We start from the raw sequence: 26651 nt of genomic DNA on the forward strand, positions 1-26651 counted from the left end.
ACCCCAAGCCGTTCGTCTGGACGAAGACCGCCGACGACATCCTCGACACCCTCGCCGCATACTGCACACGGATTAACGACTCAGGACACTAGCTTTCCCTGCGCCTCGGCTTCGAGGGCGAGAGGTGCCGATAGAACGGGTACGGCATGGGCAACGGAAAAGCATTGATGGCCGCCGGGGTTGTTCTGTTCCTGGTCATGGCCTTCCTGTTGCGCCAGGGGACCACCAGCATGGTCCTGTTCCTCACCTACGGTGTGCTGGCCATGGTCGGCGTAGGGGGCGTCGCCATGGGCAAGAAGATCAGCGACCGGGAACGCGGCCGGTAGGTCCGCCCCCGCCATGGTCGGGACGGCGCTCTCCGGACCTCCGTCAAGGGCCGGGCCGTTCCAGCGCGGCGGGATCTCACCTGCCCACGACAAGCTCACTGGCATCAGGGCAGCTGACAGAAAGAAGCGCACCATGGACTTGATCTCCGCGACGGTCGGAATGCTGGTCGTATGGGCCGCAGGAAAGTCCCGTCGCGTCGGCGTGCAGTTCAACGGACTCACCGATCAGGCTTTGGATGCAGCCGCGGAACGCGTCCGCGAGCTCATCGTGACCAAGCTGGGCGGTGACCCCGCGATCCGGCGGCTGCTAGCCGAATCCGAGGAGCAGGGAGAAGCATCTTCTACGACACGCGCGGATGCGGAGAACGCGGTCAAGGCCGCGGTCGACCGTGACCACCACCTCGCGGCAGCGCTTCGGGAGGCGCTGGAGAACAAGGGTGACAACGACCGCTCGAGAGGGCCGAACTACAGCGGAGCCAACGCGACAAACGTGACGGGGGACAACAACAAGGTCAACACCAAGGTCGACAACAGTGTCATCACCAACATCATCCACGCGGCCGAGCGCAACAAGGTGTGGACGGCCCTCGGGGCCATCGCCCTACTGGGACTCATCACCGGCCTCTTCATCTGGGCAGGCGGTGGCGACTCCTCCGATGACGCGACCGGCTCGCCGCCCCTGGCGGGCTCGTGGACATCGAGTGACGACACCGGGATCAAGACGTTCGGCGACGACGGACAGTGCACAGGGTTCTACTACAACAACGGAAAGCCACTCGACATCGGCGGCCCGATGCGATGCAGCCTGTCCACACAGCCGGACGAAGCCGGGCAGCACACACTTACGGTCGTACAGAGCCCCAACGAGGCAGCGTACAAAGTCCGGTTCGACGGCACCGACCACGCACTCGTCTACTCCTCGACCGGACGGAAACTGTACGAGCTGAACCGCTCCTGACGTAACGCCGCCTCAAAGGGCGGCAGACTCCCGGCTCGCTCTGTCGATGACGAGGAGCAGCGTTCCTCGGACAGTTCGGGAGGCGCCGCCCGCGTCGGATATCGATGACTTCGGCTTCTGGCTCAAGTTCTGTGGTTCGTGACTGTGGGTCACCGGTTAGATCGCGAAGAGGGCTTCCTCTTGCGGCGGGATCGGAGCGGCAAGGTCGTCGCGGAGGCGGGTGATGTCTTGGCGCCGTTTGGCGCTGGCTCGCCGTGAGGGTGCTGTGCGACAACCAGGGCTGCCGCGCCCACGGCTCGCTCGGCGTCGGGGGCGTCCGAGTAGTCCGCAGGGTCGGCGACGCGTTTGAGCACGCTGCGGATCATGGGCTCGCGTTCCTCTGCGGCTACCTCGTCCAGGTCGCGGGCGAAGTCGGCGGCGGTGTCGTTGTCAAAGGGGCCGACGTCCCAGGTACCCACGTGATCTCCTCGTGTAGCCGTCTGGGGTCCTCGCACTGGCCACCGACAGCGAGGGCACGAAGTAAGCAGTACCCGCTTGCGTAGGAGCTTGAAGCCGGCGCATTCGTACATCTGGCGTTTGATCATTCTGATGCGGTTGACGTGGCCTTCCACTACGCCTGAGCTCCAGGGAAGGGTCAGACCCGCGGTGACGGCCGCGAGGTCGCGTTCGAGGCCGTTCGTGAGGGTGTGCAGACTGGGCAGGTCGTCAGCTCAGACTGCCTCTATCCACCCGGGGAGGGGTCTGTCAAACGAGCGGCCCTGTCTCACTTTCGGTGGTGACGCAGAGTGCTTTCATCCGGTGCTCGTGGTGAGGCCGGGAGAGCGTGAGGAGCCGAAGGAGAACCGAGTGGTGGTAGACGTCGATGTGGACGCTCTCCCGTCCGGTCTGATGGACTTCGCGCTGGAGGCGGCGGAGGCCCGTAGCGCTGCGCTTGAGGTGGTCTATGTGGCCACCCGACCAGAGCTTTTGGGTACCGGCCCCACTGGACCTGCGCTCATGGACGACGAGGCGGTCTCCAGCAGCACGCAGGAGGGGCTGGAGAAGTTGCTGGCCCCTTACCGGTCTCACCACCCCGGCCTGGACCTATGAGGGCGCGTCAAGCGGCACCAACCCGCACAGGCTCTGCTGGATGCCTCCCGGCACACAAATCTGCTGGTGGTCGCCTCCCATGGACGCACCGGGCTGAGAAGGTTGCTGCTCGGCTCGGTGAGCGGCAAGGTGCTGCATACCGCCCTGTGCCCGGTAGCCGTGGTTTCGGCCACGCACCCAGGCCATGCAGAGAGCTGAGACGATGCCGAACTCACCGACACCCACGCGCTGGAGATTCTCCCCACTATGTGAACGGCCGGCGTCCGGCGGGGCACGACTCGCTAGGCGTGAAGTCAGTCAGCGAAATAGTGAGCGATCGGCGCTTCGTTTTCGACGGTCCCGGCCAACTGGCCGAACCCAGTGGCGTCAGCAGGGATAGGAACCGTGCCGCGTCCGCACTGGTCAGCGGGCACAGCCGCGCCCGACGGAGAGGCGCTTTCAGGTTGCGTGACGCGAGGCTGGGTCGTAGGCAGGGAGCATGAGCGATGAGACGGTGAGCTGGCACCCTGGTGAGATCGTGCCCGCCAGCGGGATCTACAAGTGCGACTGCGGCGGGGAACACCATTGGAGCACTGATGTGAAGGGGCACCGTTTCCCGCCTCTCCCGTCAGGCTGTTCGGGCCGCTCCTGGATACTGCAGAAGCCGACGCACCCCGAGAACTACCTCGGCTGATTCCGAGGACCCTTACGACTGGGTTCTTGGGCCCTTGGCCGACGATCTGGTCATCGCCCCGGAAGTAGGGCGCTACCCTCGCCGACCGCACCGGATGGGGCGAGTCCCTGTTCGGCGCCGTGCTCTTCGCCCGGGAACGTCTACGGGACGTCGTGATGCCCGCCGTCAGCGCCTCAGCGAATCAGCCCGACCGGTGTTCGAGATTGACTCTCCGCAGAAAGGCGCCGGGGGCTGGGGGCTGCGCCGCGACACCGTCCACGGCGTTGCTGTACGCGAGGCTCATCCGCTCTTACGGCGAATCGTTGTGGAGCGCGGTGCCCACCCGGGAGACGGTCCCCGACGTCGCGAGACAGGACACCGATGGGCTGGCTCGCCGGACGATTTCCCGGCCGACCGGCGGGCTGAACGTCGCTATCAGGGCGATGCCCAACAGTGCAGCCCCCCGATGCAGAAGGCGACCGTCACCAGGAATGTGAGGGATGGAGGCCCAGCACTGCTGGGTGTGGTCCGGTGGTTTCGTCCAGCAGCGGTGCCGACGGCTCGCCGCCTGCTTCGTTGAAGTCGGTGAGCGCGTTGATGAGGGCTGTTCGCTGGTGCGGAGCGAGCCGCTGAACGATCGACGTGATTTCCTCGCGCCGGCGTGCGGTGACGTTCTCGACTGTGCGGTGTCCTTCGTCGGTGAGTCGGAGGAGTGTCTCGCGGCGGTTTTCCGGGTTGGTCTTCCGGTCGGCGAGCCCTGCTGCGATCAGCCGGTCGACCATGCGCATTGCCGTCGAAGGCGCAACCTGCAGTAGCTCTGCCAACGCCACGAGTTTGGCGGTTCCGCGAGTGGAGAGCACCACCAGCATCCGGAACTGCGGCAGGGTGACGCGCTCTTCGACTTGTGCCAGCGAGCGCGCCGATACCGCGACCAGCAGCCGAGAGGCAGTCAGCACGGCCTGGGTTACCGCATCCACATCATTCATGCGCTCCGGCGGAGCTATGTCCCTGGCCATGGCGCCTTTCTACCTCGTTCCTGGTCACGCTCGACCTTCTCTTCTGGTGCTGACGTTTCACTCACGGCGGTAGCGGAGCAGAAGCATGGCAGCATCGTCGTGTGGCCCGCTGGCGTGCCGGACGATATCCGTGCGCAGCGCTTCGAGCGCTGCGTCAGGGTCGGAGATGTCGAGAAATCCGGCTCGTTCCTCCAGCGGGTAGAAGGCGCCGTCTGCGTCCCGCGCTTCGGTCACTCCATCCGTGTAGAGGAGGAGTTGTTCGCCTGGGCCGAAGTCGACGCGGTAGGGCTCGGGTGGGGCACCTCCGAGTGAGCCCATCCCGATGGGCAGTGCGTAGACGGATGGGGGCGGGATGTGGACGGAGCCGTCTGCGCGGATGATCATCGGGGCCGGGTGGCCGCAGTTCAGGAAGGCAATGGCCTTCTCATCGGTGTGTATCTCGGCGAGGATGGCGGTCACGAACTTCTCCCCGTCCGCCTCGCGGGCCACCGTGCGCTCCAGCCGCGCGGCGATGGCGGCCAGGTCGGGCTCATCGTGCGCCGCTTCACGGAAGACACCCAGAACCAGGGCCGCTGTCTCCACCGCGGCGAGCCCTTTGCCCTGGACATCCCCGACGATGACGCGCACGCCGTACGGCGACACCACGACCTCGTACAAGTCACCGCCGATACGTGACTCGGCAACCGCCGAGGTGTAGGAAGCCGCAACCTCAAGAGGGCCGACCTGGCGCGGTACGGGACGCTGCAGTACGCGCTGGGCCACCTCGGCGATGGAGCGCACGCTGGCCAGCTCCGCTTCGCGCCGCATGCGTGTGCCCGCCGCCAAGGCGCCGGCCAGAGTCACTCCGGCGACCGACGCCATGGCCGTGTAGCCACGTCGGGTGTCGAAAAGGCCGTCATACATTCCCAGGCCGGCGCACAGCAGCAACGCCGCGCAGCCGATGAGCACGGTGCGCCGCCAAGTGCCGATCAACCCGGCGAAGGCAGGACCGAGCGAGACGAGGGGAAGGAAACCTGCCTGCGGTCCGGCCGTGAGGTCCATGGCAGCCACCACGGCCATCACCACGATCGGAAGCCAGGAAAGCACCACCGGATCGCCTCGACGCTTTGCAGTAATCATGATGCTCCCAGCAGTGCGATGGCTTCTGCCCGACTCAGCCGGGCTGCCCCTAAGCTTTAGATTATGCAAAGATTTCCTAGACTAAGGGTTGGGCCACACCTCTGTTATGCGATCGGTTCCCTTCCGCGCTCCCAGGAGGCATGGCTGTGACGCAGGCACATGGTGAGCCCCGGCGTCCTCGCCTGCCCCGTGGCTGGAGGCGACGCCTCGCTCGACTGCCCATAGCTTTCTACCGTGTCGGCCTCGGCCCGGCTCTCGGCCGAAGGCTCCTGCTTCTGCGCCACACCGGTCGGCACAGCGGTCTCGACCGGTACGCGGTTCTGGCGGTCGTCGCGCACGACCCCGAGCGGGGAACCTGGATTCTGGCCTCCGGTTTCGGGCCCGCCGCAGCCTGGTACCGGAACCTGCAAGCAGCGCCGAAGACCACCATCCAGGTCGGCAACCGTCACTACGCCGTCACCGCGCACTTCCCGAGCGCCGACGAGGGCGGTGAACTCATGGCCCGATACGCCCGCTCTCATCCCCGTGCAGTCCGCCGACTGTGCGCGTTCATGAAAGTGCAGGTCCCCGATGGCAGTCCGCACTCCTATCGGCCGGCCGGCCTGCGCATACCCTTCGTTCGTCTCGAAGCGGCCCTGGGGCAGCACTTGCCGTGAACAGAAGAGGCTGGCGGCGACACGAGCGTTCCCCAGGTTCGCGACGATGGAACGGCCTTTGTCCGCCAGAAGCCTCGTGTGCTCGGCTACTCGTCCTCGGACAGTCCAGCCGCACCTTGCCATTCCTGACCGGGCAACTGAAGACCAGGCGGCGACGGGGGATCGGGACGCGCTGGCGGCGCTTCTCCACCTCGCGTCAGGCTCTGGTCACTCTGGCCTACCTTCGGTGCGCTGACACCTACGCCCAGCCGCCGGATTCGGCGTCGGAATCGCGACTGTCACTTCAATACGTGAAGCTGCCGGCACATCGGTCGCCAGCGTCCTGTTTCTGTCCGCGGCAATGTGGAGATCCGGAAGAAGGCGTTCGCCATCTGGGACGGCACCCTGCGAACCGAATCACCAGCGCCGTGAGGTGGTCCTGGTCGAGAACCCCTCTATAGGAAGCTTCGTTCGTTCCGTACGGGTCTCCCTGGCCAACGTCGCAGCCGTGCGGCCATGCGGAGGAGCTCAGGGACGCGAGGCTCTGGGAGTTCGTTCGCCGAGACGTAAGAGTCGCCGGGGCGAGCTCTCACTGATCTGCGCCTCTCTCGTCCTGGGCCCGCCCGCTCATCCAGCGGTAGAGGGCGAGGCCGGGCGCGGTGGTGACGCCGTGGGCGACGGTGCTGGCCACGACGACCAGAGTTCCCGCCGCCATTACGGTCGGATTGATGCCGAGCCGATGGGCCTCCATGGTCAGGTAGAACAGGGCCGAGACGCCAATGGGCCCGAACCAGCCGAGGAAGAGTGCGTCCCGCCAGGTCAGCGAGAGTGGGCGTTTGAGGGCGAGCAGTACAGGGAGACGGCGCAGCAGCAGCGTGCCCAGGATCAGGAGCAGACCTCGCCACCAGCCCAGCTCGCCCCATTCGCGCCAGGGGATCATGGCGCCGAGTGCGACGAACAACGGCAGGACGATGAACCGGTTGACCGCCTCGTCGATCTTGTTCTCATCCCTCCGCTCCTCCCAGGAACTGGTCGCGTTGAAGGCCAGGCCAGCGACGAAGACCGCCAGGACGCCGTCGACGTGCAGCAGCCCGGAAGCGCCCAGCACCAGCAGGGCGAGGAGAAGGGTGTAGACCAACAGCGGACCGGACTGCATGGTCCGGTGCCGCTCGGCGACGGACAGCACCTTGCCGCCCAGCCACCCGGCCACGACTCCGAGGACAGCGGCGCCCAGGACCTGCCGGAGCGACTCCAGCAGTGCTTCCCCGCCCCCCGACGGTCCGGCGATCGCGACGGCGACGAGCACGAGGGGAAGGGCGAGACCGTCATTGGCCCCCGACTCCAGGGAGGCCAGCCGCCGGGTACGGGGGGAGACGCTCTTCTCCGCCGGCTCGCCGGAGACCACGCTGGAGGCGAGCACCGGGTCGGTGGGGCACAGGGCCGCGCCCAGGAGCGCCGCCGCGCCCAAGCCGATGCCCAGAGCGGCGGCCGACACCGCGGTCGTAACCACGGCCATGGCGGCCATGGCCCCGATCAGCAGGACGGTCGCCGGCCGCGTCAGCGCGCGCACATCACGGAACCTGTAGCGCAGGGCCACGGCCATAACCGAGATCGCCAGGAGCAGACGTGAGAACTCGTGGAGTTCCTCGTGCCCCTCCAGCACGGTGGGCAGGTCGAGGACCCCCAGCACCTCGGGGCCGAAAGCGATGCCCGTCACCAGAGCCAGGAGCGGCGCGCTCAGCGGCGCACGCTGGACCCACCGGGAGAGGGCGGCGACGACGAGGGCCAAGGAACCGACCACGGTCAGCAGAACATCGAGCATGACGGAGCAACTACCCGATCCGGTGGTGGAATGCCCTCCTGGCGGCCTAATACCTCCAACGGCCGAGCTCCGCATCGGTGACCGGGTGATCGCGTGTCTTTCCACCTTGCCGGGCCCGGGCCGGTGTCTTTCCACCCGGGCCGCAGCTCCCCCTTCATGGTCTAGGCGTCGTGCGCCGGTTCTCCCGGCGCGTTGGGAGGCTTACCGGTCGACCAGGCAGGTATACGTAGCACTGGGCGTTCCGCTCGGCCTCCTCGCCGCCGTCGGGCCCGCGGGCACCGACGGCCCACCTGGCGTCGGCAGGACGGCACCGCCCCACGGTCGTCATCGCCCGCCGCGAACCGATACCGGCACGACCGTGAGAAAGGCGGCACACCCGTGCGCGCACTGACCGTGAAGCCTGGCCGACAGGACTGCCTCGACGTGCGGGAGCTGCCGGACCCGTCCCCGGCCGACGGAGAGCTGCTGGTACGCGGCCTGGCCATGGGCGTCTGCGGGACGGACCGTGAGATCACCGGAGGCCAGTACGGAAAGGCGCCCTTGGGCCGGGACTGGCTGATCCTCGGCCACGAGTCGCTCGGCAGGGTCGAGCGGGCCCCGTCGGGCAGCGGCTTCTCGACCGGTGACCTGGTGGCCGGGGTGGTGCGCCGACCCGACCCCGTGCCCTGCGGCGCCTGCGTCCGGCAGGAGTTCGACATGTGCCGCAACGGACGCTACACCGAACGCGGAATCAAGGAGCTCGACGGCTTCGGTGCCCAGGCGTGGTGTGTGGAGCCCGACTACGCCGTGCGATTGGAGCCCCACCTGGCAAGCGTCGGCGTACTCATGGAGCCCGCCTCGGTGGTAGCGAAGGCCTGGGAGCAGGTGGACCGAGTCGGGGGGCGCTCCTGGTTCGAGCCGCGTAGGGTCCTCGTCACGGGGGCGGGACCGATCGGACTGCTTGCCGCCCTCCTCGGCGTTCAGCGAGGGCTGGAGGTGCACGTTCTGGACCGCGTGAGCGACGGCCCCAAACCCTCGCTGGTCCGCGATCTCGGCGCCGCCTACCACACCGACGACGCGGAGCGGGTGATCGAGGACGTCTGCCCGGACGTCATCGTCGAAGCGACCGGAGCCAGCACCCTGGTCTTCGCCTCGCTGACCGGAACCGCCTCGTACGGGGTGGTGTGCCTGACCGGTGTCTCGCCCGCCGGCCGTCGCATCACCGCGGACGCCGGCACCATCAACCGGGAAATGGTGCTGCAGAACGACGCCGTGGTGGGCTCCGTCAACGCCAACCAGCGCCACTTCCGGCAGGCCGCCGCCGCTCTGGCGCGGGCGGACAGGAGTTGGCTGGAACGGCTGATCACCAGGCGAGTCCCCCTCGAACGCGCTGCCGAGGCGCTGGAGTCCCGGCCGGACGACGTCAAGGTGGTCATCGACCTGGAGGGGTGAGAGCCCGGCCGCCGATCTCCTGGTTGGGGAACCCAACCCGCGGGGTACCCGTCAGCCTGTGTTCTACGACTCCTGGAATGAACTGCTCCGTGTCCCAGCCATGGCAGGGCTCGCCTACTTTCTGTTGATCACCGCAGTACGCCTGTCGGGCAAACGGACCCTGTCGAAGATGAACGCCTTCGACCTGGCGGTCACGGTCGCCCTGGGATCGACCTTGGCCACCATCCTGCTCAACCGTCAGGTGGCGCTGGCGGAGGGAGCCCTCGCGCTCGGCTCCCTGGTCGCGTTGCAATTCGTCACCGCCTGGGCCTCGGTCCGTTTCCGGCACGTACGGCGACTGGTCAAGGCCGAACCGACACTGCTGCTGTGCGACGGCCGGGTGCTGCACGACGCGCTGCGACGCCAGCGGGTCACGGTGGACGAAGTGCACCAGGCGGTCCGTACGCAGGGGACCGGAGGGCTGGAGCTGGTGCACGCGGTGGTGCTGGAGACGGACGGCACCTTCAGCGTGATCCCTCGTTCTCAGCGCGGCTCCGGGAGTGCCTTGGCCAACGCGGACCGGGCGCAGGCCCGCGCCGACGTCGCCGACCGGCCCTGAGCCCCGCGGGCCGCGCCGCGTTAGCCTGATGCGATGGCGCAGAATGGGAACGCTCCGTTGGTCGTGGTGATGGGTGTGTCAGGGTCCGGCAAGACCACGGTGGGCCAGTCCCTGGCGGGGTCGCTGGGCGTGCTGTTCGCTGAGGCCGACGATTTTCACCCCCCGGAAAACGTGGCCAAGATGCGTGCGGGGATCGCCCTCAGTGACGAGGACCGGCGTCCCTGGCTCGACGTCATCGCCGGGTGGCTCCGAGAGCACGCCCCTGACGGAGGAGTCATCACCTGCTCGGCTCTGAAGCGGCCCTACCGCGACCGTCTCGTCTCGGCGGCGCCACGGGTGTTCTTCGTCCACCTGGACGGCCCGGCCGAGCTCATCGCCGAGCGCATGGCTGCCCGGCGAGGACATTTCATGCCCTTGGAGCTTCTCCGGTCCCAACTGGACGCGCTGGAGCCACTCACCGACGAGGAGCGAGGAGCGATCGTTCCCATCAGCGGCACGGTGGAGGAGACGACGCACTCCGCGCTCGTCGCCGTCCGCGACCGCTGACGCTTCGACCGGCCGGCCCCGGCGTCCCGCCGGCTCCCGGCCCCGGCACGGACGGCGAGGGCAGGATTCGCTGACGCACGCGAGGTAGCACTCGGCAGCCCGCGTCGGCTGCGGGCGCAGCGCAACTCAGCCAGGGTGGTCGGGGGTGAGATCGGGGCGCAGGCGGCGCCAGTAGGGGGGCGCAGGCGTCCGGCCTTGGTACGCGGATCCGCCGACCGGCGTCCTTCGCTGTCTGACCCCTGCTGTCATCAGCCCAGGCCCGCCAGAAGTGCGTTGCACGCCGGCTCGCATCGGCGGCACGCTTCGGCGCAGACCCGGCAGTGCTCGTGCATCTCGGCTCTCGGCGTGGCCGTCGCACTTGTCGGCACACGTCTTGCAGATCGCGGCGCACGCCTGGAGTACTGCCCGGGTGACGGTGGCGTCGTAGTCCGTGCGACGGGACAGGACCGCAGCCGTGGCGGCGCAGACGTCGGCACAGTCCAGGTCTGTGCGGATGCACTTGGTCAACTCGGCGACCATGCCCTCGGCCAGAGCGGCGTCCGCACACGCCGTACACGTCTGGGAGCAGGTCACGCACGCTTCGATACGTGCAGCCAGGGCATCGCGGAGCGGCGTCGAGGGCGAGTCGATCCGTGCGGGCTCGTACGAGTGGCCTGAGCCTGGGCGGGCAGGGGCCCAAGGGTTGTGTCCTTGCGGACCTCGCAAGGGCGTCCGCCGGACTGGCACCGGTCATCGGCGGCGGTCGATCGACAGCAGGGAGCGCGTCACGTGGTACTTGTCATGGTCTTCGGAGTGGCACTCCTGGTGGCCGTGCTGCTGTCCGGACTGGCCGCCAGGTCGGTGCTGTCCACCTCCCTGCTGTTCCTGCTGGGAGGCGCGGTCGTCAGCGACGGCTTCCTCGGCCTGATCCACATCACACCGGACAGCGACATCGTCAGGGTCACCGCCGACCTGGCCCTCTTCGCGGTGCTGTTCACCGACGGCATGCACGTCTCCGTACCGGCCCTGCGACGCTCCTGGCGCAACCCGGCACGCGCGCTCGGCCTGGGGATGCCGCTCGCCTTCCTCGGCGTCGCGTTGCTGACCCACTTCCTCGTCGGCCTCGACTGGACCACCTCCTTCCTGGTCGGGGCGGTCCTCGCCCCGACCGACCCCGTCTTCGCCTCCGCCATCGTGGGCCGTAAGGAGGTCCCCGCCCGGCTGCGGCAGCTGCTCAACATCGAAAGCGGCGTCAACGACGGCATCGCCCTGCCGTTCGTCCTCATCCTCATCGCGGCCGCCGCACCCGCAGGCCATGCCGAGGACGTCGGCGTGGTTTCGATCGCCGGGGAGCTCATCCTCGGGGTGCTCTTCGGCGTGACGCTTCCGTTCCTGGTGCACCGCCTGGTCCGCTTCCGGCTGCTGGGAGCGGAACCCCGGCTCCAGGCCCTGCTGCCGCTCGCCGTCGGGATCACCCTGTACGCGGCCTGCCACCTCACCCATGCCAACCCCTACCTGGCGGCCTTCTCCGCAGGTGTGGTGACCGTCGCACTCGCCCCCGAAGCCAAGACCGCCTTCGAGCCGCTCGGCGAAGCCCTGGCCGAACTGGCGAAGTTCGCCGCGCTCCTGGTCTTCGGCACACTGCTGACCCCCCACCTCTTCGGCGACCTGCCGCTCGGCGGTTACGCGGTGGCGGTGCTGTCCATCGTCCTCATCCGCCCGGCCTCGCTCCTGCTGTCGCTGGCCGGAACCGACTTCGACCGCAGGGAGAAACTCACGGCGGCCTGGTTCGGCCCCAAGGGCTTCGCGTCCGTGGTCTACGGATTGCTGGTGCTCCAGGCCGGCATCCCTCGCGGGGAGGAGGCATTCACTCTGATCGCCGTCACCATCGCCTTCTCCATCGTGGCCCACAGCAGCACCGACGTACCGATCGCCCGCATCTTCGACGTCGAGGAACTCGTCGGTATCCCCGACGACAAAGAGACAGCACGCCGCAGAGCCCCCCGCGGTGCCGACCGCAACAACAGCGAAAGCGAACCGAGCGACGGCCGCGGTTGACCTGGCGGACGCGCTGCGCCGGTACGTTACCGGGCCCGGCGCCGTCCACGTAGTCACCCGGCCCCGACCAGCCGGGGCCGTGGACAACGGGGCCCGGGTCTTCTACGAGAGGCTCGGCTTCCGGCCCGGCGAGCCCGCAGGCCCGGGGTCGGAGGGCGGCTCCCGACAGGTCTACCGGCTGCCCCTTCAGGCCCACTCGCAGCCACAGCCGCAGCCGCAGCCGTGGTCCGGGTGCCGTAAGAACACGCCGTAAGTCGTGCTACGACGCAGCAGGGCCGCGCCGGGTCCAGGGGGTGGTGGGCTGGAGCACGGCTTCACTCAACGCACGGGTCCGCAGCGGCGTGATCTTCTGATACTCCGGGTCGGCCACCATGCGGGTGAACGCGTCCCGGCTGGGATAGCGGACCAGCAGCACGGCGTCCCACCCCTGTCCCTCCTCCGCGACGAGGGGCGTGCCGCCGTCGCCTGCGTACAGCAGTTCGCCGCCGTACCGGTGCAGGAACTCGGCAGCGCGACGCGAATACTCCTCGTACGACGTGTGTCCGCCCGGTGCGAAGCGGAGCAGGTTGAGCATGACGACAGGCTCCGCGGAGTTCTGCTCGCGCAGTTCGGCGAGGGCCTCGCCGGATGGATCGACGGCCATGGGCGTCTCCTTGTCGTCGCGTGTCGTGGAACGTCGTCCTGTCGCATCAGCGGGTCTGGAACCAGCTGGCCGGCTCGCGCGGGCGGGCGGCATGGGCAGCAGGCTACAAGAACCCGGACGGGCTGCATACCGTCCAGTCGGTACTGTGCTGTCACGTGGCCAATGTGCTGCGAACCCTCGCTCGCGGTCACCGGGGCTTCCCGTTCGCCATGCTCCGCGACGGCACCTCCACGGACCACGCCTCCCCGAAGCAGCCGTCGCATCACCAACTCCGGCTCGACGAAAGTCATAAGGCACCCCCCGAGTGCTGAAGACAACCGCCTTGTGATCGATTCCTCAATCCGGCAAAGCTCCGTCGTCGCGGAGGAGTTCGCCGCCCGGCTCCATGCCGCCGGCATTGGAGTGGAGACGCACCGGCACATCGACCGGCCGATCCTGACGTGATCCGGGCGTTGTTCACCAAGCACGAGTTGGCCGTGCTCCGCCTCCTGGTCCGGGGCCGTACGCAGGTCCAGATCGCCCGGACCCTGCGGATCCGGCCGGAGACCGTGAGCCATCTGCTGAACCGTCCCCGCATCCTTCTCCGAGCCCGGACCCTCCCCCACGCCGTCGCCCGCGGCTACGAGACCGGCCTCCTGGGCCAGCCGCCCGACAGCCACGGGGCCAGGCAGGAGGGGCACCGGCGCCCCGGGCCCTGCCGGAGCAGGCCCTTGGCTGAGCTGGTGATGGAGTCCGGCCGCTTGGCGGCGGAGTCGGAGAACGCGACCCGGGCACGGCAGCTGCGGGGGGCATCAGGCGACGGCCGGGCGCTGGGCGGCGAGCCGGGCGAGGTGAACCTCGCACAGCTCCTCCCGCGGCGTGCAGTCTTCCGGCTGCCTCGCCGAGATCGGCTGACCATCGAACCTGCTTGACCAATGAAGCGACAACACGAGCCCAACCTCAGTACCCGCTGCACCGCTGCACCCCAAGGCCGGAAACGAGACGGCCGGCCTGACGGGATCCCCTCCTGCCGAGCCCGGCCGTGCACGTGTGCGTTTGTCCCGTCGCGCCGACCACAAGCAAGGCCCTGGCCCCCGTCGGCGCTCTGCTCATCGCTGCCCCATCAACTCGAAGCCGCCGAAACCCTCTTGAGCTTCGGCCGGCCTGTGCCTGCGGATCGCGGGTTCCGGGTGGCAACCCCGTAGCTATACATCGCGTCTATACGTCATGTGTATAGTGCGCTGAGCCCGACAGTGGCAAATCCAACGATGGACGCGGAGGCCGACATGGCGACAACCAACGCCCCCCAGCAACTGACAGAACCCAGCAGTGCCACCAGCAGGCGGGGCGCCGCTCTGGCAGCCGCGACAGCAGGTGGACTGCTGCTGGGAGTCCTCACCAACCTGGCCCAAGGATGGCTTCCGGGAGCCTGGAACCAGCTCGCCAACTCCGGTGCCATATGGTCTGCCTCGGCTTTCATCGCCGGAGCCCTGCTCGCGCGCCGAAAAACCTTGATCCAGGCCGCAGTCGGCGGGCTGGTCACGGAGGCCGGACTCGTCGTGGGGTACTACGGCTATGCCGAGTTCGGCCGCGAGGGCATGGGCTCGCCGGTCTTCCCGCTGGTCTGGCTGGCCATGGCATGTGTGGCGGGGCCGCTGTTCGGCATCGCGGGACACTGGTCGCAACGTGGCAAGGATGCGCGGCGCCGCGTCATCGGCCTCGCCGCGCTCGCCGGACTCTTCGGGATGGAAGGAATCATGTATGCCTGGGACCTGCACTACACACCCCAGGCGGCAGCCTGCTTCGCGGCCTTCGCGCTCATCCCGCTACTCATGGCCCGAACGCACCGGGAGCGAGCCCTCACCCTGGCGGCAGCCGTGCCTTTTGCACTCCTGGCTTACTCGGTCGTCATATTGCCCCTCCAAGCGGTTTCCAGCTGAGAGGTCGCTTTTCGCCCGATGTTTCGTCCCGAGATGAGTTCCAGTAGTGCTTGGTCATGTTGGTGCGGGGTCTGGCATGTCTCCGTGACAGGTGGGGCAGGCGCCGGTCCAGGTCGCGAGGAGTGTCTGCAGGTCGCGGATGACTCGGTAGTGGCTCATGCCGACGCCGTCTCGGCCTCGGGCTGCGCGGTGGGTGTGGTCGAGATGCCCACCGCGTAGTCGAGTCCGCGTGTCTCCAGGCCGAGCCGGAAGGCGGCGGTGTCCCCGTAGCCGCCGTCGGCGATGACCTGGGGCACCTCGATGCCCCAGGACCGCGTCTCGTCGATCATGTCGAGAGCCAGCTCCCACTTCTCGGCATGCCCCACCTGGGCAGGGATGGCGCACTTGTCACGGCGGGCGACCTGGGCACGGTCGGCCTTTGGCGAGGCGGGGTCCCGGCTCCCGGGCGGGAACAGACGCCAGTTCACCGCCGCCGAGGCACCGCGGGAAGCCAGGTGCAAGGAGACTCCGGCCTGGCAGTTGGTGACCTTGCCCGCGGTGCCGGTGTACTGCCGGGTCACGCACGCCGAGGCGGTCCCGTCCTTGAGGAACCCGGTGTCATCGATGACCAGCGCGGTGGGGTTGATGACCGGCTGCATGCGCCAGACCAGCCGGGCCCGCACATGCGCCGCATCCCACGGGCTGGAAGTGACGAAGTGGGCCAGCGCCTGCCGGTTCCCCTCCTCGCCCAGGCGGGCGGCCTTCGGCTCCACCGACTTACGCCCGCCGTCCAGCGGCAGGCCCCGCAGATAGACCCCGCCCCACCGCCGCTGGTCCGCCCGCGCGAACGGCTCGAACATCTCCGCCGCGAAGTCCTCCAGATCACACCGGACCGCAGCCAACTCCTCACTCAGCAAACCCGGTCAACGACATGACCGATCAAGAGGACAGGTCATCACAAACGACACATGAACAAGCCGTACTGGGCAACACACCCCCCTGTGACCCGCGCAGCGGCGTGCTAAGCGGTGACCAGGGCGTGTGGCGGGGGTGTGGTGCCTGTGGCGAGGTAACGCATGCCGTCGCCCCCGGGCGGAAGGGCCGCGCCTTTGGTGAGGGGGTGCCGGTCATCCCAGAAGGCTGGGCGGTCAGCGTCGGCCGCCGCCGATGCGCCGGTCGTCGGCCAGTCCGGTGAGCGGGCCGAACTCGCGGGCAAGCTCGTTCCACGTCAGAACCTCGCCACAGCGGGCCGGGAACTCCTTCGGGTTGAACTCGGGCATCGTCCAGGTGCCAGTGCCCCGGTCCCGCAGCCACAGGTCCCCGTCACCGTCGACCACAGTCGGCGGGACCGGTACGGGCTCGGCCTGATCGGTGGGCTCCCAGGTGACCCGGCCCGGGTGAGAAACGCGGCGCAGCTCGGTGGTGGCCAGCCGCGCGGCCAAGTCACGGGTGGACTCTTCGGCGTCCTTGACCGACGCGAGTCGAAATGCGTCGTCAAGTACGGGCAGGGTTGGATTCTTGCTGCGCTTTGAACTCATACGCTGACTACCTCCGGAGGGGGGCGTCACATCCCGTGTGGCACCCCGTAGAGGAACACGGTATCCGAGGCGTGAGGCGGGCCGGCTACGACCACTGTCCAGGTGGAGGCGCTGGCACACCGAGCGGCGAGCTGGATCCCGCCCAGGCCGGTGGGCGCCGACTTCCGCCGGCCGCCCCCCCTTGAACTCCAGCCGCATCCGGAACCGCAGCATCCGCTCACCTTGTCCACCCGCGAGAGATCGGCATCCCGCCGCGGCGCGGCAGGACCTCCGCGATCCGCCACTTCGTGCTCCAGATCCCGGCCCCGGTCATCGCGAAGGCCCTCGGCTACCACGACAAGACAGCCACTCGTTTGGTCACCGAAGCCGGAGGAACCCGGAGCCGATACGCCTGTGGCAACCATGAATGACGCAGATGACTCACGGTCACGGCCAGACTCGCACAGCGGACCGAGCGAAGCGGCCCGATGATCCAGGACGGGTGAAGTCTCAGGGCGACACGCTCAGCGGCGGCGGTGGCCGAGGGTGGCACCACAGTGGTCGAGGGTGGCGCACATCCGGGTCACCAGGCTGTGCAGGATCTCGGTGCCCGGGTCGTCCGCGAGCAGCCGTACAATCCCGCTGACCACGCAGGCAACCGCCAGGAGCCGGACCTGAGAGGGAGCAGTGGAGCGATGCGCTCCTACAGGTCATCGGGTACAAGATCAGCACCCACCCGGACACTCTGTCGACCAAGATCGCCAAGCACAAGACGCGCCGCTCGACTCTTTCTGACACGATCAGTGATGCCCAGGCCCTTCTGTCAGAAGCCTGCCTCGAAGCCCATGATCTCGGTCGCGTTGGCCACCCATAGCCGGTCCCCGGAGCTCACCGCGGACCAGGGCTGCGACAGCATGTCCACCTCGTGCGCCCTTTTCCACGCCTGCTTTCCGTCGGCGAGCGCATGGCCGTACAGGCCCGGGTCGGCGCCACCGGTGATGCCGAGCAGGAGAAGGCCCCCGAAGGTGCGCAGGACCTGGTGGAGGCCCTCGCCGAGGTCGGGGGTCTGCCACTGGCGGGTGCCGGTGGTGAGGTCGTAGGCCGTGAGGGGGCCGCGAACGCCGGTGAGGTCGGTGCCGACCGGCGGTGCGGGGGCGGTGAAGAGGGTCCCGCCCAGCGGAACAAGCTGCCGGAGGTTCTCGGAGTCCCCGCGCCAGCGGATCTTGCCGTCGGCCGTGTTCAGCGCGGCGAACCTGCCGTTCGCGAGGCTCTGCTGGAAGAACGCGGTGAAGCCGTCGGCGCTGAGCCGGGCGGTGGTGGCCAGGGTGACGTTCTGGATGCCCTGGCCGGGGTCCAAGCCGGTCGGCGCCGTCCACAGGACCCGCCCGTCGGACACGCGCAACGCGACGAGATCGGCCGTGTCGTGGCGCAGGGCCAGTGCCAGGCGGGTGCTGGGGTTCGGGCCCAGACCGTAGACGGCGGGAGAGTACACCCACAGCTGCTCGCCGGTGCGGGCGTCGACGGCGTGGACCGAGCGGCGGCTGTCCGTGCCGCCCTCCTCCCTGGTCACGCAGAGCACCACCCGGCCGAGGGCATGGACGACGGCCCGCGGTGCCGCGCGGTGCCAGCGGGTCCTGCCGGCCGGGTCGAGGGCGTACAGCTCGCCGGTCTGCTGCGAGGTGACGTACACCCAGCCCTCGTCGCCCGGGTACGTGGTGAGGTCGGTGGCGTCGTGCTGCGGGTTGCCGGGCGGAGTGAACTGCCAGCGCTGCTCGCCGGTCCGCGCGTCCCGGGCGTGCAGGGCACCGTCGAGCTCGATGACGTATACGGTGTTCCCGGCCGAGGTGGTGGCGGCGGTGCCGTACGGCGGGCGCTGCCACCACGCCGTGCCGGTATCCGCGTCGAGTACAGCCGCGCCTGCGCCGTCCCTGCCGGTGACGAGCAGCCGACCGTCGCCCGCCCGCCGTACGTGGGTGAACCCCTCGGGGAGGGCCGCGCGCCACAGCGGCTTCGGCGCCGCAGCGGTGCGGGCGGACTTCCCGCGGGTCAGGAGCCAGCCGCCGGTGAGTGCCGCCGCGAGGGTGCCGCCCGCCACCGCGAGGAACCGGCGTCTTCCTCGGCGCGCGGCCAGGGCGAGCGGGGCGATGGTCTCCCGTATGTCCTGCTCGCGGCGTCGCACCTCCTGCTCCACGTCTCGCGGAAGCCAGCCGGTGCCCGGCGGCCGCGGGGCACCGAACAGCTCGGCGAGGTCCGGGACCTCGGGGCGGTTCCAGGGCTCCTTCGCCAGGCAGGCGGCGAGTGCCGGGCGCAGGGCCTCGGGGGTCGCGGACAGGTCGGGTTCCTCGTACGTGGTGCGGTACAGGAGGATGTGCAGTCCGCTCGCGCCGAAGGCGCCCCGCCCGGTGGCGGCGAAGACCAGGGTGGCGCCCAGCGAGAAGACGTCACCGGCCGCCGTGGTGGTCCGTCCGGCTATCTGCTCGGGCGGCAGGTAGCCCGCGGTGCCGAGAATTTGGCCGGTGCCGGTGAGCTTCTCGCTGCCCACCGAGCGGGCGATGCCGAAGTCGATCACCCGGGGGCCGTCGTCGGTGAGCAGGATGTTGGACGGCTTCAGGTCGCGGTGGACCAGGCCCGCCGCGTGGATGGCGGTGAGCGCCTCCGCGAGGCCCGCGGCCAGCGTGCGTACCGTCGCGTCCGCCATCGGCCCGTGCACGCTCACCGCCTCGCTCAGGGAGGGCGCGGGCAGGTAGGCCGTCGCCAGCCAAGGCTGCGCGGCGTCAGGGTCGGCGGCCAGTACGGGCGCGGTGAAGGCGCCGCTGACCTTCAGCGCCGCCTCGGTCTCCACCCGGAACCGCTCCCGGAAGCGCGGGTCCTGGGCGTAGCTCTCCCGTACGACCTTCACGGCCACCGGACGTCCGGCCCTGGTCGCCGCCAGATACACCCGGCCCATGCCGCCGGAGCCGAGCAGCCGGACCACCTTGAAGGGGCCGATGGCGGAGGGGTGCCGGGGCTCAGCCGCCGGTGGCGTGGTCACCTCGTGTCGGCCCGGTAGGCCCGGACCCGGCCGCTATGCGCGAGGAAGACGGTGCTGCCGTGGGCGGCGATGCCCCACACCTCGTATCCCGCGGGCACCCCGCTGCCGATGCCGGAGGGCGTGGGGGAGGGCGCGGACGCCGGATTCTCCCGGAGCGCCCACAGTTGCTTGCCATCGGCGGTACGCAGCACGAGGGCACCCCTCTTCGCGTCCATGGTGACGCCGCCCTTCGCGTCGATCTGCATGGGGGTGAACAGGACCGCGGTGACGTCCTCGGTGGCGGCGAGCGTGGGGCCGAAGCCGAGGGACGGGGCGAGGTTGACCGGACTCGCGATGCGCCAGCGCACCTTTCCGGTCCGCAGTTCGACGGCGTGCACCTGGGTGAGGTCGCTGGTAAGGACCAGGTCGCCGACCACACTCGGGGCGGAGGCCGCAGTCATCGGCACCGACCAGCGCCGGGTCCCCGTCTTCGCGTCGTGCGCGGTCAGACCCCCCTTGAGGTTCACCGCGAGGAGCAGGTCACCGGCCGCCGTGAGCGAGGAGACGAGCTGTCCTCCGCCGGCCTGCATGGCCGCCGGAAGACTGCTGTCGGGATCGGCGGGCACCTTCACGGACCACCGGGACCTTCCGTCGGCCGCGGCCAGAGCGTGCAGGGTCAGGCCCTCTTCGGTGCCCTCGCCGTAATAGAAGCCGTGCCGGTCAGCGGCGAAGCCCATGCCGAAGATCGAACCGGAGGTGAGGTCCTTCTGCCAGCGGACCTTCCCGCTGTCCAGTTCGATGGCGGCGATCTTCTGGGAGTAGTCGAACTCCGGCGTCTGGCCGGGCGAGGGCAGCTTGACATCACCCTCGAAGCTCATGACCGTGCAGTACGCCACAGTCCCGTGCGCCGCGAGCAGCATGCTACTGACCGTCCTGCCCAGGGAGACCTTGGTCCTCATCCGGCCGGTGGCCGGGTCGGCGACCGCCGCGTAGTACTGCCCGGCGGAGCGGAGATCGGCGCTCATGCCCGAGACCAGGACGCCTCCCCCAACAGGGCCGACGACCCTTGCTCCGCTCCCGAGGGGCTCCGGCCCGGGGGAGCCGGCTGCGGGCTTCCTGCCGAGCCCGCCGTGCTGCCAGCGCACCTTGCCCCGGGCCGCATCGAAGGCGACGGCCGCGTAACCGCCCTCGTGGAGGAGCAGCGTCCCTCCGTAGGCGTGCAGCTTCGGCATCGTGACGGTGATCGGCAGCGGCGTCGACCACAGTGGCTCGGGCGGGTCGGTGAGCGTGACGGTGGAGACCTTGCGGCCCAGCGGCTTCCCGCTGTCCTTCGCCTGGGGGGAGTTCGAGGAGCCCTGGGAGTCTTCGGAGCGGCCCGTCAGGTACACCGCGGTCGCCGAACCGGCGGCCACGACGCCGAGTGCGGCGAGCGAGCCGATGAGGAACCTGCGGCGGCCGGGACGCGCCGGCTGCGGGCCGCCGGGTGACGTCCTGGGAGGCGGCGGGGCCACCGCGAGTAACTCCGCCTCCTTCGCCCGGCGTGCCCACTCCTCGCGCAGCGCCGGGACCTGGAGGTCCGCCGGGGCGGCGGGTGCCAGTGCGGCCAGGATCTCCTCCAGACGGGGCCGCCGGGACGGGGTCTTGTCCAGGCAGTGGGAGAGCAGCGGGTGCAGGGCCCGCGGCACACCGTGCAGGTCGGGCTCGGCGGTCAGAACGCGGTGCAGCGTGCCCTCGTCGCCCGGGCCGAACGGGCCCTCGCCGCAGGCCGCGTAGACCAGCACACCGGCCAGCGCGAACACGTCCGCTTCCGGCCCCACGTCGTGGGAGGAGGCGATCTGCTCGGGCGCCATGAAGGCGGGGGAGCCGATCACGGTGCCGGTGCCGGTCAGCCGGGTGCCGCCGGAGTCCAGGGCCTTGCTGATGCCGAAGTCGATCACCCGCGGGCCGTCCGCGGAGAGCAGGACGTTGCCCGGCTTGACGTCGCGGTGCACCACTCCCGCAGCGTGGATGGCCTGGAGCGCTTCCGTGAGGGCGGTGCCCAGCGCCCGCAGCGCCGGCTCCTGGAAGCTGCCGCAGAGCCGGACGGCCTGGTCGAGCGAGGGGGCCGGCAGGTACGAGGTGGCAAGCCAGGGACGCGGGCCCTCGGTGTCGGCGTCCACGACCGGCACCGTGTAGACGCCGCTGACCCGGCGGGCCGCGGCCACCTCACGCCGGAAGCGGCTGCGGAAGGCGGGGTCGTCCGCGTACTCCTCACGTACCTGTTTGACCGCGATCAGGCGCCCCGACGCCATCCGACCCAGCGATACGACGCCCATCCCGCCGCTGCCGAGCTCCCGCATCACCACGTACGGTCCGATGGTGGCTGGCAGTGCAACGGTCACGCCCTCCGACCCCGTCCCGCCGCTGCCCAGTTGCTGCACGCTCATCACCCAGTCCCCCCAACAGTATCGTTGCCGCACCACGGCAGCGGACGCCACCAACTCGACCTACGGTTCCCCGCAGTTGACGCCACGTCAATCGACAGGGTCACGCCCAACCGCCCCCGGTGTGCCGGCGCGCCAAAACCCGCCAGGCGCCGCGCACATCCCGCCACGTGCGAGGAAGCACGGACCTCGCCAGGCCCGGATGGTCGTGGTCGACGCCGTAGACCCGGCACCCGTAAGTAGGTCGCCGGTGAGGTTGGCCCAGTGCAGGTCGCCGTGTCCGGTCACCCGCTCGATGCGGTCTGGGGCGTCGCGGGCGCCCTGATCCGCTGTCACGGAGCGCTGTGCGCCGAACTCGCGGCGAGTAGCCGCCGGGCGAACCGCTGGCCACCTCGGATGCCGGGCCAGCGCTCCTGCCGGGTGATCCACTCCCGGCGCGCGTAGCCGCGGACGGCGTTCCGGTCGTTGTCGGTGCAGCCGTCCTCCAGCGGGGCGGGGACGTCGCCCGTGGTGCTGGTCCCGTACTGCCGGTCGCGGCGAGCGAGTTCACCGGCGACGTCCGAGGCGTCGGTGCGCAGCTCCACGTCTCTCGGGGCGGAGATGCTGGTCTCCTGGTAGGGGCGAGGCAGGTAGCTGCCGTGCCCGTGGCACAGGGCGAGCGCGTCCAGGACGACCTCCGCCTCCAGGAGGTCGTCGCGGCACTCCAACGCGACGCTGGCGACCTGGGCGTCGACCACGTCCTGGCGGCCGGCGTTGTGCGCGGCCGCGAAGCCCTGGCGGTCCATCACGTGCGCGTACAGCACAGCCGGGATGAGCTGCCCGATACGCGCCAGGTGCTTCCCGTAGAGGGCCCGCGCCGCCTCGCTGGCCATCCAGCCGGGCCAGGGCTCATCGGGTGAGGACCGCTGAGTGCTCATATCCGCTGCTCTCTCCGTCCCGGGGCTCAGGCGTCCTTCCACGCCTGGAGGAACTCCTGGTGCTCCTCCCACGTACCGCTGTCGTAGGCGTACAGGACCTGCCAGGCGGTGCTCTCGACCTCGCGCAGCCACAGCTCGCCGACGTAGCCGGCCTCGTAGCCGCGCAGGAAATCCGTGCTGATCACCTCACCGATGACCACGGCGGCCGCGGTGCGTTGCTCGCCGTCCATCTCCGTGATCGCTTGCAGGAGCTGGTCGACCAGCGCGGCACCGTCACCGTCCACGGCGCGCAGCAACTGGTGCCTGAGGTTGCCGGGCAGCAGGACCGGATCGGCGTCCGCGGTCCACAGCTTGACCAAAAGTCCTGAGGCTCTTCGCTGGGCACGGGCAGGCTCCGCATCAGTGCGACCAGCCGGGCCGTACCCGCGTAGGCGGGAGCCTCAGCGACGGTCAGCAGCGGCAGGTTGGCCACCTGCTCCGCGTCCAGGCGCCCGGCCTCGAAGCCCGGCGTGAGATTCAGCCGCCGCTCCAGCAGCTGCGCGAACGAAGCCGGTTGATGCACCCGGGGAACCAGCAACGTCTTCACCCTCTCCCTCGCGGACAGCTCAGCGGGTTCTGATCATCGCAGCCGGATCGCACCCCGCCGTACGTCCGCAGGAGTTGGCCGGAACGGTCACACCCGGCCGGGCCTGTCGTCCAGGTGGGCCAGAGCGCGGGCGTAGGAGCAGGGATGGGCCAGGGCATAGGCGTACTCATCGGGGTGACGGGTGAGACGGGCCACCACTCACGCGGTCTGCGCGTCCATTCCGGGGGCGGGCGGCCGCGGCCAGGCGGCGCGCGTGCCACAGGGTGCGCGGGGCGAGAAGCCACCGGGTCATCGAAAGCCGGACCCGTCCGGTGCTGGAGGCTACCGGGCGGGCCCGGCCGTGACGGGGAGGTCGTTAGGGGCGAGGCCGAGAGGGTCTGTCACGTCCGCGAGTGTGGCCACGAACGCACTCCCCCCAAACGGAAACTGGGCCGGATGTCACCGGAAAGGACGTCCAGGCAGGCGGCAGGTTGACGCCGGGGGCTGGCACACCGCAGTGCCCCCGCCGTTCGGAGAGGGGGGGTGTAGTCCCGGCCAGGGGAAGGGCCGGAAATCGGCGCGTCACATGGAGTGCTTATGGGGAGATACGGCCGGTTACAGCTCTGAGTAACCAGGGGGTTACGTGAAGTGGAAAGACGCGTTCAGTGCCGCAATGAAGGAACTGGAGGCGATACGGGCCCTGCTGGCACCGGTCGCCCGTCTCGATGACGCCACGGTCGGGCTGACCGCCCTGCACGGCGAGCTCACCCAGACCCGCCTGAAGATCCTGGAGGTCGTGCAGGGAGGTGTCACCGGACTGCAGGAGGAGAACCGCGAGGTACGCCGCCGCCAGGACCGGATGATCAGCGACCTCAACGAAACCCGCGGCGAGCTCCGCCAGCTGCTGGAACTCGCCGACACCCTCCGCCCCCTCGCGGAACTCCAGAGGCCGGCCGACGAACCCGACCCCGGCGCACCAACACCGGTGGAGCCCGCGGCCCCGGAGCCCAACCACGAGCCCGCCGCCTCGGCAACGGCACCGCCCACCTCATCCGACACCGACTCCCAGGGGGGAACCATGGAGAGCAACCAGCAGCAGCCACAGCCGGAACCGGAGCGCCAGAACCGGGAGCAGGACGACGCTCTCAAGCATGCGATCGAGGCCGCCTACCAGGGCAATGACACTCCCACGGCCCAGCCTTCCGCCACCGCCCCGCCGACCACCGGCCAGGGACAGGACCCCCGGGTCACCCACGGTGTCCTGCTGCTCAAGGCCGCCGGGGTGGCCTCCGTCGACCTGGTCGCGCACCGCGACACCTGGGAATGGCTCACCGCCCTGGCCGTCGACCACGACCACTTCCGCACCCCGCCCTCGGTCGAGGACGTCAAGGAAGGCCGCGTCCAGACCGTCCTTTCCGGCCGCTCCCTCATCGGCCTGCTCATCAAGCTGTGGGATACCCGCTCCGCCGCCACCCCTCTGGAAGCGGACTGGGCACTGGCTACGACCGCCTACAACCGCATCGCCGCAGAACTCACCGCCGTCGACGGCGAAGGCCAGAGCATCCGTATCGTCCTGGACGACGGACTGCCCCACGAGACCGGCGACTGACACCACCGCTGCACACCGGTCTGCGGTCGTCCGTGGCCTGGAGGGTGACCAGCTGGCCGTGGCACAGCAGGAGGCCCTCACCGATCGGCAATCGGTGAGGGCCTCCGGGTGTTCAGAGTGCGGGGGTGAAGCCCCGGCCGCGGTCCGGCTCCTGACGGTGTGCGGGGAACGCTGCGGTAGGTGTCATGGGCCGGAGCGTACGCGCGGCGAACCCCCGCGAGCAGCCTCGGGCCACGGCTCGGATACTCGATCGGGCACGACTGAGCCGGATGCCCTATTTCTACAGACCCCGCTGGATCGTCCAGAAGAGGAGTCCGACGATGCCGGCCCCGGTGGCGTAGGCGGCGCCGCGCATACCCTGGGCGCTCGGGGCCACGTCGGGCCGACGCTCTGACTTGCAGGTTCTCGTGGCCCAGCGTCCCGACGCACTGAGCATCGAGCTGTCACCACAGAAGTTGTGCCAGAACCCCACTTCGGGAGGCACCAAGGATTCGAACAGTCCGCGACCTACGACTGCGCAGGACGGAGGGATCAGTCCCACCAGTCGTCGCCGGTGTGCCAAGGCGGTCAGGTCTGACCCGCGGCGCGCAGGGCCCGCGCCAGCCATTCCAGCTCCTTGGTCGTGTCGGGCGACGATACCTGTCCGCGCACGCGGGCGACGAGCCTGCGGTAGTGGTCCGCTCCTGCCTCGATCCCGGCCTCCAGGCTGCGCAGCACGGCGGCCCGATCGGCGTCTCCGAACAGCTCGGACAGCACCTCGGCCGCTGCCGGTCCCTCGGGAGCGACCCCGCCTTTTCTGACCTCCGTGACGGTCTGCACGATCTGTCTGGCCCACCAGATGGATGCCCCGGCGGGACGGCCCTGCTCCGGAACGGGCGTCCATGTGCGCAACCGGGCGCGGAAGACAGGGTCCCGCAGCAATTCCGCCAGTTCGATCCAGGCATCGACCTGCTCAGGTGTGGGATCGTCGGGCAATTCGATACTGAAGGTGCGCATGCGGTCGCGCAGGCGCGGGTCGTCGAGGCCGCCGAACACCTCCTCCCTGAACACGTCGATGATCTGCTTGCGCTCGGCGGCGGAAAGCCGCGCCAACCGGTTCATCAGTGCCGTCTCCTCAACATTTGAACCTCGTTTCGCCACGGTGGACAGGACGGCCCGGCTCACCTTGAGTGAGCGAATCTGCGCGTCGAGCGCGGCCACATGCGCGTCGGCGACCTCGGCGACCGTGGTGCGGCCGCTCAGGACACGGCACACGTCGTCGAGCCCAAGGCCCAGCTCCCGCAGGGTGCGGACCAGCTCGACGCGGGCCACGGACTCGGCGTCGTACAACCGGTAGCCGCCCGCGGAGCGGGCCACAGGCGGCACCGCCCCCTCGTCCGACCAAAAGCGCAGGGTTCGTACCGGAGATCCGGTGCGGTGCGCGAGCTGGCCAATGGTGAGCACGTCGGGGCGTTCGTCGTTCATGGGTAATATCCTGGACCCTCCGGCGGCTGGAGACTCAAGCGCCTCAGTGCGACGAATACCGAAGTCACGTCACTGACGGGCCGATCACGTGACGAGAGAGAAGCTTCAGGCCAGGGGCTCCCAGTTCCGGTAAGAACCACGGCGACTCGCGAGGTATCGCACAGAAGGGACTGACAGCCCATCGCGGCCGCCTCATCCCGGAGCTACGATCCCCCAAGCCATGAATCGAACAGAGCCGGAGGCAGGTGCCTCCCGAAGTGGGGTTCTGGCTCACTTTCCGTGGAGCATGCACGCTGAGTGACGGGTCTCGGGCGAGGCGGCCGCGGGGAAGTTGCCCGGAATTGGCCCGGACCGGGTGCAGTGTGGCCGACAGTGC

The 26651-nt window shown here is 69.5% G+C and carries 23 protein-coding genes and 5 pseudogenes; 13 read left to right on the top strand and 15 right to left on the bottom strand.

Features of this window, described 5'->3' with window-relative positions; genetic code table 11:
- The first annotated feature begins 167 nt into the window (after positions 1-167).
- Positions 168-326: a hypothetical protein gene (locus tag ABZ154_RS26250; protein ID WP_356836550.1), complete on the top strand. Its 159-nt coding sequence runs from the start codon at positions 168-170 to the stop codon at positions 324-326.
- Between the two features lie 13 nt (positions 327-339).
- Entirely contained in the window at positions 340-1284 is a 945-nt protein-coding gene (locus tag ABZ154_RS26255; protein WP_356836552.1) for a hypothetical protein, read from the top strand.
- A 149-nt stretch (positions 1285-1433) separates the two neighbouring features.
- Here ABZ154_RS26255 and ABZ154_RS26260 read toward each other — a convergent pair whose 3' ends face one another.
- Complete coding sequence (locus tag ABZ154_RS26260; protein ID WP_356836554.1) at positions 1434-1742, bottom strand: DUF4259 domain-containing protein; 309 nt, start codon at positions 1740-1742, stop codon at positions 1434-1436.
- Between the two features lie 57 nt (positions 1743-1799).
- Positions 1800-1958: pseudogene (locus ABZ154_RS26265) on the bottom strand (ISL3 family transposase); the annotation flags it as partial.
- A 172-nt stretch (positions 1959-2130) separates the two neighbouring features.
- On the opposite strand from ABZ154_RS26265, the gene ABZ154_RS26270 reads away from it, so the two are divergent.
- Both ABZ154_RS26270 and ABZ154_RS26275 read left to right on the top strand, forming a co-directional pair.
- A complete protein-coding gene (locus tag ABZ154_RS26270; RefSeq protein WP_356836556.1) occupies positions 2131-2373 on the top strand; it encodes a hypothetical protein in 243 nt (80 codons plus the stop codon).
- Between the two features lie 21 nt (positions 2374-2394).
- A pseudogene (locus ABZ154_RS26275) lies at positions 2395-2571 on the top strand (universal stress protein); the annotation flags it as partial.
- A gap of 936 nt (positions 2572-3507) precedes the next feature.
- Here ABZ154_RS26275 and ABZ154_RS26280 read toward each other — a convergent pair.
- Positions 3508-4011: a MarR family transcriptional regulator gene (locus ABZ154_RS26280; protein ID WP_356836629.1), complete on the bottom strand. Its 504-nt coding sequence runs from the start codon at positions 4009-4011 to the stop codon at positions 3508-3510.
- Between the two features lie 87 nt (positions 4012-4098).
- Positions 4099-5160, bottom strand: coding sequence for a PP2C family protein-serine/threonine phosphatase (locus ABZ154_RS26285; RefSeq protein ID WP_356836558.1), 1062 nt, complete (start codon positions 5158-5160; stop codon positions 4099-4101).
- Positions 5161-5300: 140 nt separating this feature from the next.
- Here ABZ154_RS26285 and ABZ154_RS26290 point away from each other — a divergent pair, with 140 nt between their 5' ends.
- Both ABZ154_RS26290 and ABZ154_RS26295 read left to right on the top strand, forming a co-directional pair.
- Complete coding sequence (locus tag ABZ154_RS26290; RefSeq protein WP_356836560.1) at positions 5301-5816, top strand: nitroreductase family deazaflavin-dependent oxidoreductase; 516 nt, start codon at positions 5301-5303, stop codon at positions 5814-5816.
- A 116-nt stretch (positions 5817-5932) separates the two neighbouring features.
- Positions 5933-6093 (top strand): annotated as a pseudogene (locus ABZ154_RS26295) (IS5/IS1182 family transposase); the annotation flags it as partial.
- A 291-nt stretch (positions 6094-6384) separates the two neighbouring features.
- Here ABZ154_RS26295 and ABZ154_RS26300 read toward each other — a convergent pair.
- Entirely contained in the window at positions 6385-7617 is a 1233-nt protein-coding gene (locus ABZ154_RS26300; protein WP_356836562.1) for a cation:proton antiporter, read from the bottom strand.
- A gap of 378 nt (positions 7618-7995) precedes the next feature.
- On the opposite strand from ABZ154_RS26300, the gene ABZ154_RS26305 reads away from it, so the two are divergent.
- From ABZ154_RS26305 to ABZ154_RS26315, 3 genes are all read left to right on the top strand, one after another.
- On the top strand, positions 7996-9048 hold the full coding sequence (locus ABZ154_RS26305) for a glucose 1-dehydrogenase (protein ID WP_356836564.1): 1053 nt from the start codon (positions 7996-7998) through the stop codon (positions 9046-9048).
- A gap of 100 nt (positions 9049-9148) precedes the next feature.
- Positions 9149-9646 (top strand): YetF domain-containing protein, encoded by a 498-nt coding sequence (locus tag ABZ154_RS26310; protein ID WP_356836566.1) that lies wholly within the window; start codon positions 9149-9151, stop codon positions 9644-9646.
- 33 nt (positions 9647-9679) lie between these two features.
- Positions 9680-10192: a gluconokinase gene (locus ABZ154_RS26315; protein ID WP_356836568.1), complete on the top strand. Its 513-nt coding sequence runs from the start codon at positions 9680-9682 to the stop codon at positions 10190-10192.
- 248 nt (positions 10193-10440) lie between these two features.
- Here ABZ154_RS26315 and ABZ154_RS26320 read toward each other — a convergent pair.
- Positions 10441-10822 (bottom strand): annotated as a pseudogene (locus ABZ154_RS26320) (four-helix bundle copper-binding protein).
- Between the two features lie 138 nt (positions 10823-10960).
- Between ABZ154_RS26320 and ABZ154_RS26325 the strand changes: the two are divergent.
- Positions 10961-12229, top strand: coding sequence for a cation:proton antiporter (locus tag ABZ154_RS26325; RefSeq protein ID WP_356836570.1), 1269 nt, complete (start codon positions 10961-10963; stop codon positions 12227-12229).
- Position 12230: 1 nt separating this feature from the next.
- Positions 12231-12482: pseudogene (locus tag ABZ154_RS26330) on the top strand (hypothetical protein); the annotation flags it as partial.
- 6 nt (positions 12483-12488) lie between these two features.
- On the opposite strand, the gene ABZ154_RS26335 reads toward ABZ154_RS26330, so the two are convergent.
- Positions 12489-12872, bottom strand: a complete 384-nt coding sequence (locus ABZ154_RS26335; protein WP_356836572.1) for a DUF1330 domain-containing protein — start codon at positions 12870-12872, stop codon at positions 12489-12491.
- A 1265-nt stretch (positions 12873-14137) separates the two neighbouring features.
- Here ABZ154_RS26335 and ABZ154_RS26340 point away from each other — a divergent pair.
- Complete coding sequence (locus tag ABZ154_RS26340) at positions 14138-14791, top strand: DUF6518 family protein (protein WP_356836574.1); 654 nt, start codon at positions 14138-14140, stop codon at positions 14789-14791.
- 155 nt (positions 14792-14946) lie between these two features.
- On the opposite strand, the gene ABZ154_RS26345 is transcribed toward ABZ154_RS26340, so the two are convergent.
- The 7 genes from ABZ154_RS26345 to ABZ154_RS26375 all read right to left on the bottom strand — a co-directional run bounded on the left by ABZ154_RS26345 (position 14947) and on the right by ABZ154_RS26375 (position 22996).
- On the bottom strand, positions 14947-15672 hold the full coding sequence (locus ABZ154_RS26345; protein ID WP_356836576.1) for an IS701 family transposase: 726 nt from the start codon (positions 15670-15672) through the stop codon (positions 14947-14949).
- Between the two features lie 246 nt (positions 15673-15918).
- The gene (locus ABZ154_RS26350; protein ID WP_344489582.1) at positions 15919-16308 is read right to left on the bottom strand and encodes a hypothetical protein; all 390 of its coding nucleotides are present in this window, start codon (positions 16306-16308) and stop codon (positions 15919-15921) included.
- Between the two features lie 503 nt (positions 16309-16811).
- Positions 16812-16937, bottom strand: coding sequence for a hypothetical protein (locus ABZ154_RS26355; protein ID WP_356836578.1), 126 nt, complete (start codon positions 16935-16937; stop codon positions 16812-16814).
- Positions 16938-17110: 173 nt separating this feature from the next.
- Entirely contained in the window at positions 17111-19318 is a 2208-nt protein-coding gene (locus tag ABZ154_RS26360) for a PQQ-binding-like beta-propeller repeat protein (protein WP_356836580.1), read from the bottom strand.
- On the bottom strand, positions 19315-21723 hold the full coding sequence (locus ABZ154_RS26365; RefSeq protein WP_356836582.1) for a PQQ-binding-like beta-propeller repeat protein: 2409 nt from the start codon (positions 21721-21723) through the stop codon (positions 19315-19317). Before ABZ154_RS26365 ends, ABZ154_RS26360 begins: the two co-directional genes overlap by 4 nt.
- Before the next feature lie 329 nt (positions 21724-22052).
- Entirely contained in the window at positions 22053-22637 is a 585-nt protein-coding gene (locus ABZ154_RS26370) for a hypothetical protein (RefSeq protein WP_356836584.1), read from the bottom strand.
- Positions 22638-22663: 26 nt separating this feature from the next.
- Complete coding sequence (locus ABZ154_RS26375; protein WP_356836586.1) at positions 22664-22996, bottom strand: hypothetical protein; 333 nt, start codon at positions 22994-22996, stop codon at positions 22664-22666.
- 879 nt (positions 22997-23875) lie between these two features.
- Here ABZ154_RS26375 and ABZ154_RS26380 point away from each other — a divergent pair.
- Positions 23876-24811, top strand: coding sequence for a hypothetical protein (locus ABZ154_RS26380; RefSeq protein ID WP_356836588.1), 936 nt, complete (start codon positions 23876-23878; stop codon positions 24809-24811).
- A gap of 567 nt (positions 24812-25378) precedes the next feature.
- Here the strand turns inward: ABZ154_RS26380 and ABZ154_RS26385 are convergent.
- The gene (locus tag ABZ154_RS26385) at positions 25379-26275 is read right to left on the bottom strand and encodes a MerR family transcriptional regulator (protein WP_356836590.1); all 897 of its coding nucleotides are present in this window, start codon (positions 26273-26275) and stop codon (positions 25379-25381) included.
- Between the last annotated feature and the right edge of the window lie 376 nt (positions 26276-26651).

Source organism: Streptomyces sp. NPDC006261, from assembly GCF_040613515.1.
Lineage (GTDB): Bacteria > Actinomycetota > Actinomycetes > Streptomycetales > Streptomycetaceae > Streptomyces.

Excerpts from the sequence above, each read along its gene's own strand:
- ABZ154_RS26250 (WP_356836550.1), top strand. The coding sequence starts at position 168 with ATGGCCGCCGGGGTTGTTCTGTTCCTGGTCATGGCCTTCCTGTTGCGC.
- ABZ154_RS26255 (WP_356836552.1), top strand. The coding sequence starts at position 340 with ATGGTCGGGACGGCGCTCTCCGGACCTCCGTCAAGGGCCGGGCCGTTC.
- ABZ154_RS26280 (WP_356836629.1), bottom strand. The coding sequence starts at position 4,011 with ATGAATGATGTGGATGCGGTAACCCAGGCCGTGCTGACTGCCTCTCGG.
- ABZ154_RS26285 (WP_356836558.1), bottom strand. The coding sequence starts at position 5,160 with ATGATTACTGCAAAGCGTCGAGGCGATCCGGTGGTGCTTTCCTGGCTT.
- ABZ154_RS26290 (WP_356836560.1), top strand. The coding sequence starts at position 5,301 with ATGGCTGTGACGCAGGCACATGGTGAGCCCCGGCGTCCTCGCCTGCCC.
- ABZ154_RS26300 (WP_356836562.1), bottom strand. The coding sequence starts at position 7,617 with ATGCTCGATGTTCTGCTGACCGTGGTCGGTTCCTTGGCCCTCGTCGTC.
- ABZ154_RS26310 (WP_356836566.1), top strand. The coding sequence starts at position 9,149 with ATGGCAGGGCTCGCCTACTTTCTGTTGATCACCGCAGTACGCCTGTCG.
- ABZ154_RS26315 (WP_356836568.1), top strand. The coding sequence starts at position 9,680 with ATGGCGCAGAATGGGAACGCTCCGTTGGTCGTGGTGATGGGTGTGTCA.
- ABZ154_RS26335 (WP_356836572.1), bottom strand. The coding sequence starts at position 12,872 with ATGGCCGTCGATCCATCCGGCGAGGCCCTCGCCGAACTGCGCGAGCAG.
- ABZ154_RS26340 (WP_356836574.1), top strand. The coding sequence starts at position 14,138 with ATGGCGACAACCAACGCCCCCCAGCAACTGACAGAACCCAGCAGTGCC.
- ABZ154_RS26350 (WP_344489582.1), bottom strand. The coding sequence starts at position 16,308 with ATGAGTTCAAAGCGCAGCAAGAATCCAACCCTGCCCGTACTTGACGAC.
- ABZ154_RS26365 (WP_356836582.1), bottom strand. The coding sequence starts at position 21,723 with ATGAGCGTGCAGCAACTGGGCAGCGGCGGGACGGGGTCGGAGGGCGTG.
- ABZ154_RS26370 (WP_356836584.1), bottom strand. The coding sequence starts at position 22,637 with ATGAGCACTCAGCGGTCCTCACCCGATGAGCCCTGGCCCGGCTGGATG.
- ABZ154_RS26380 (WP_356836588.1), top strand. The coding sequence starts at position 23,876 with ATGAAGGAACTGGAGGCGATACGGGCCCTGCTGGCACCGGTCGCCCGT.
- ABZ154_RS26385 (WP_356836590.1), bottom strand. The coding sequence starts at position 26,275 with ATGAACGACGAACGCCCCGACGTGCTCACCATTGGCCAGCTCGCGCAC.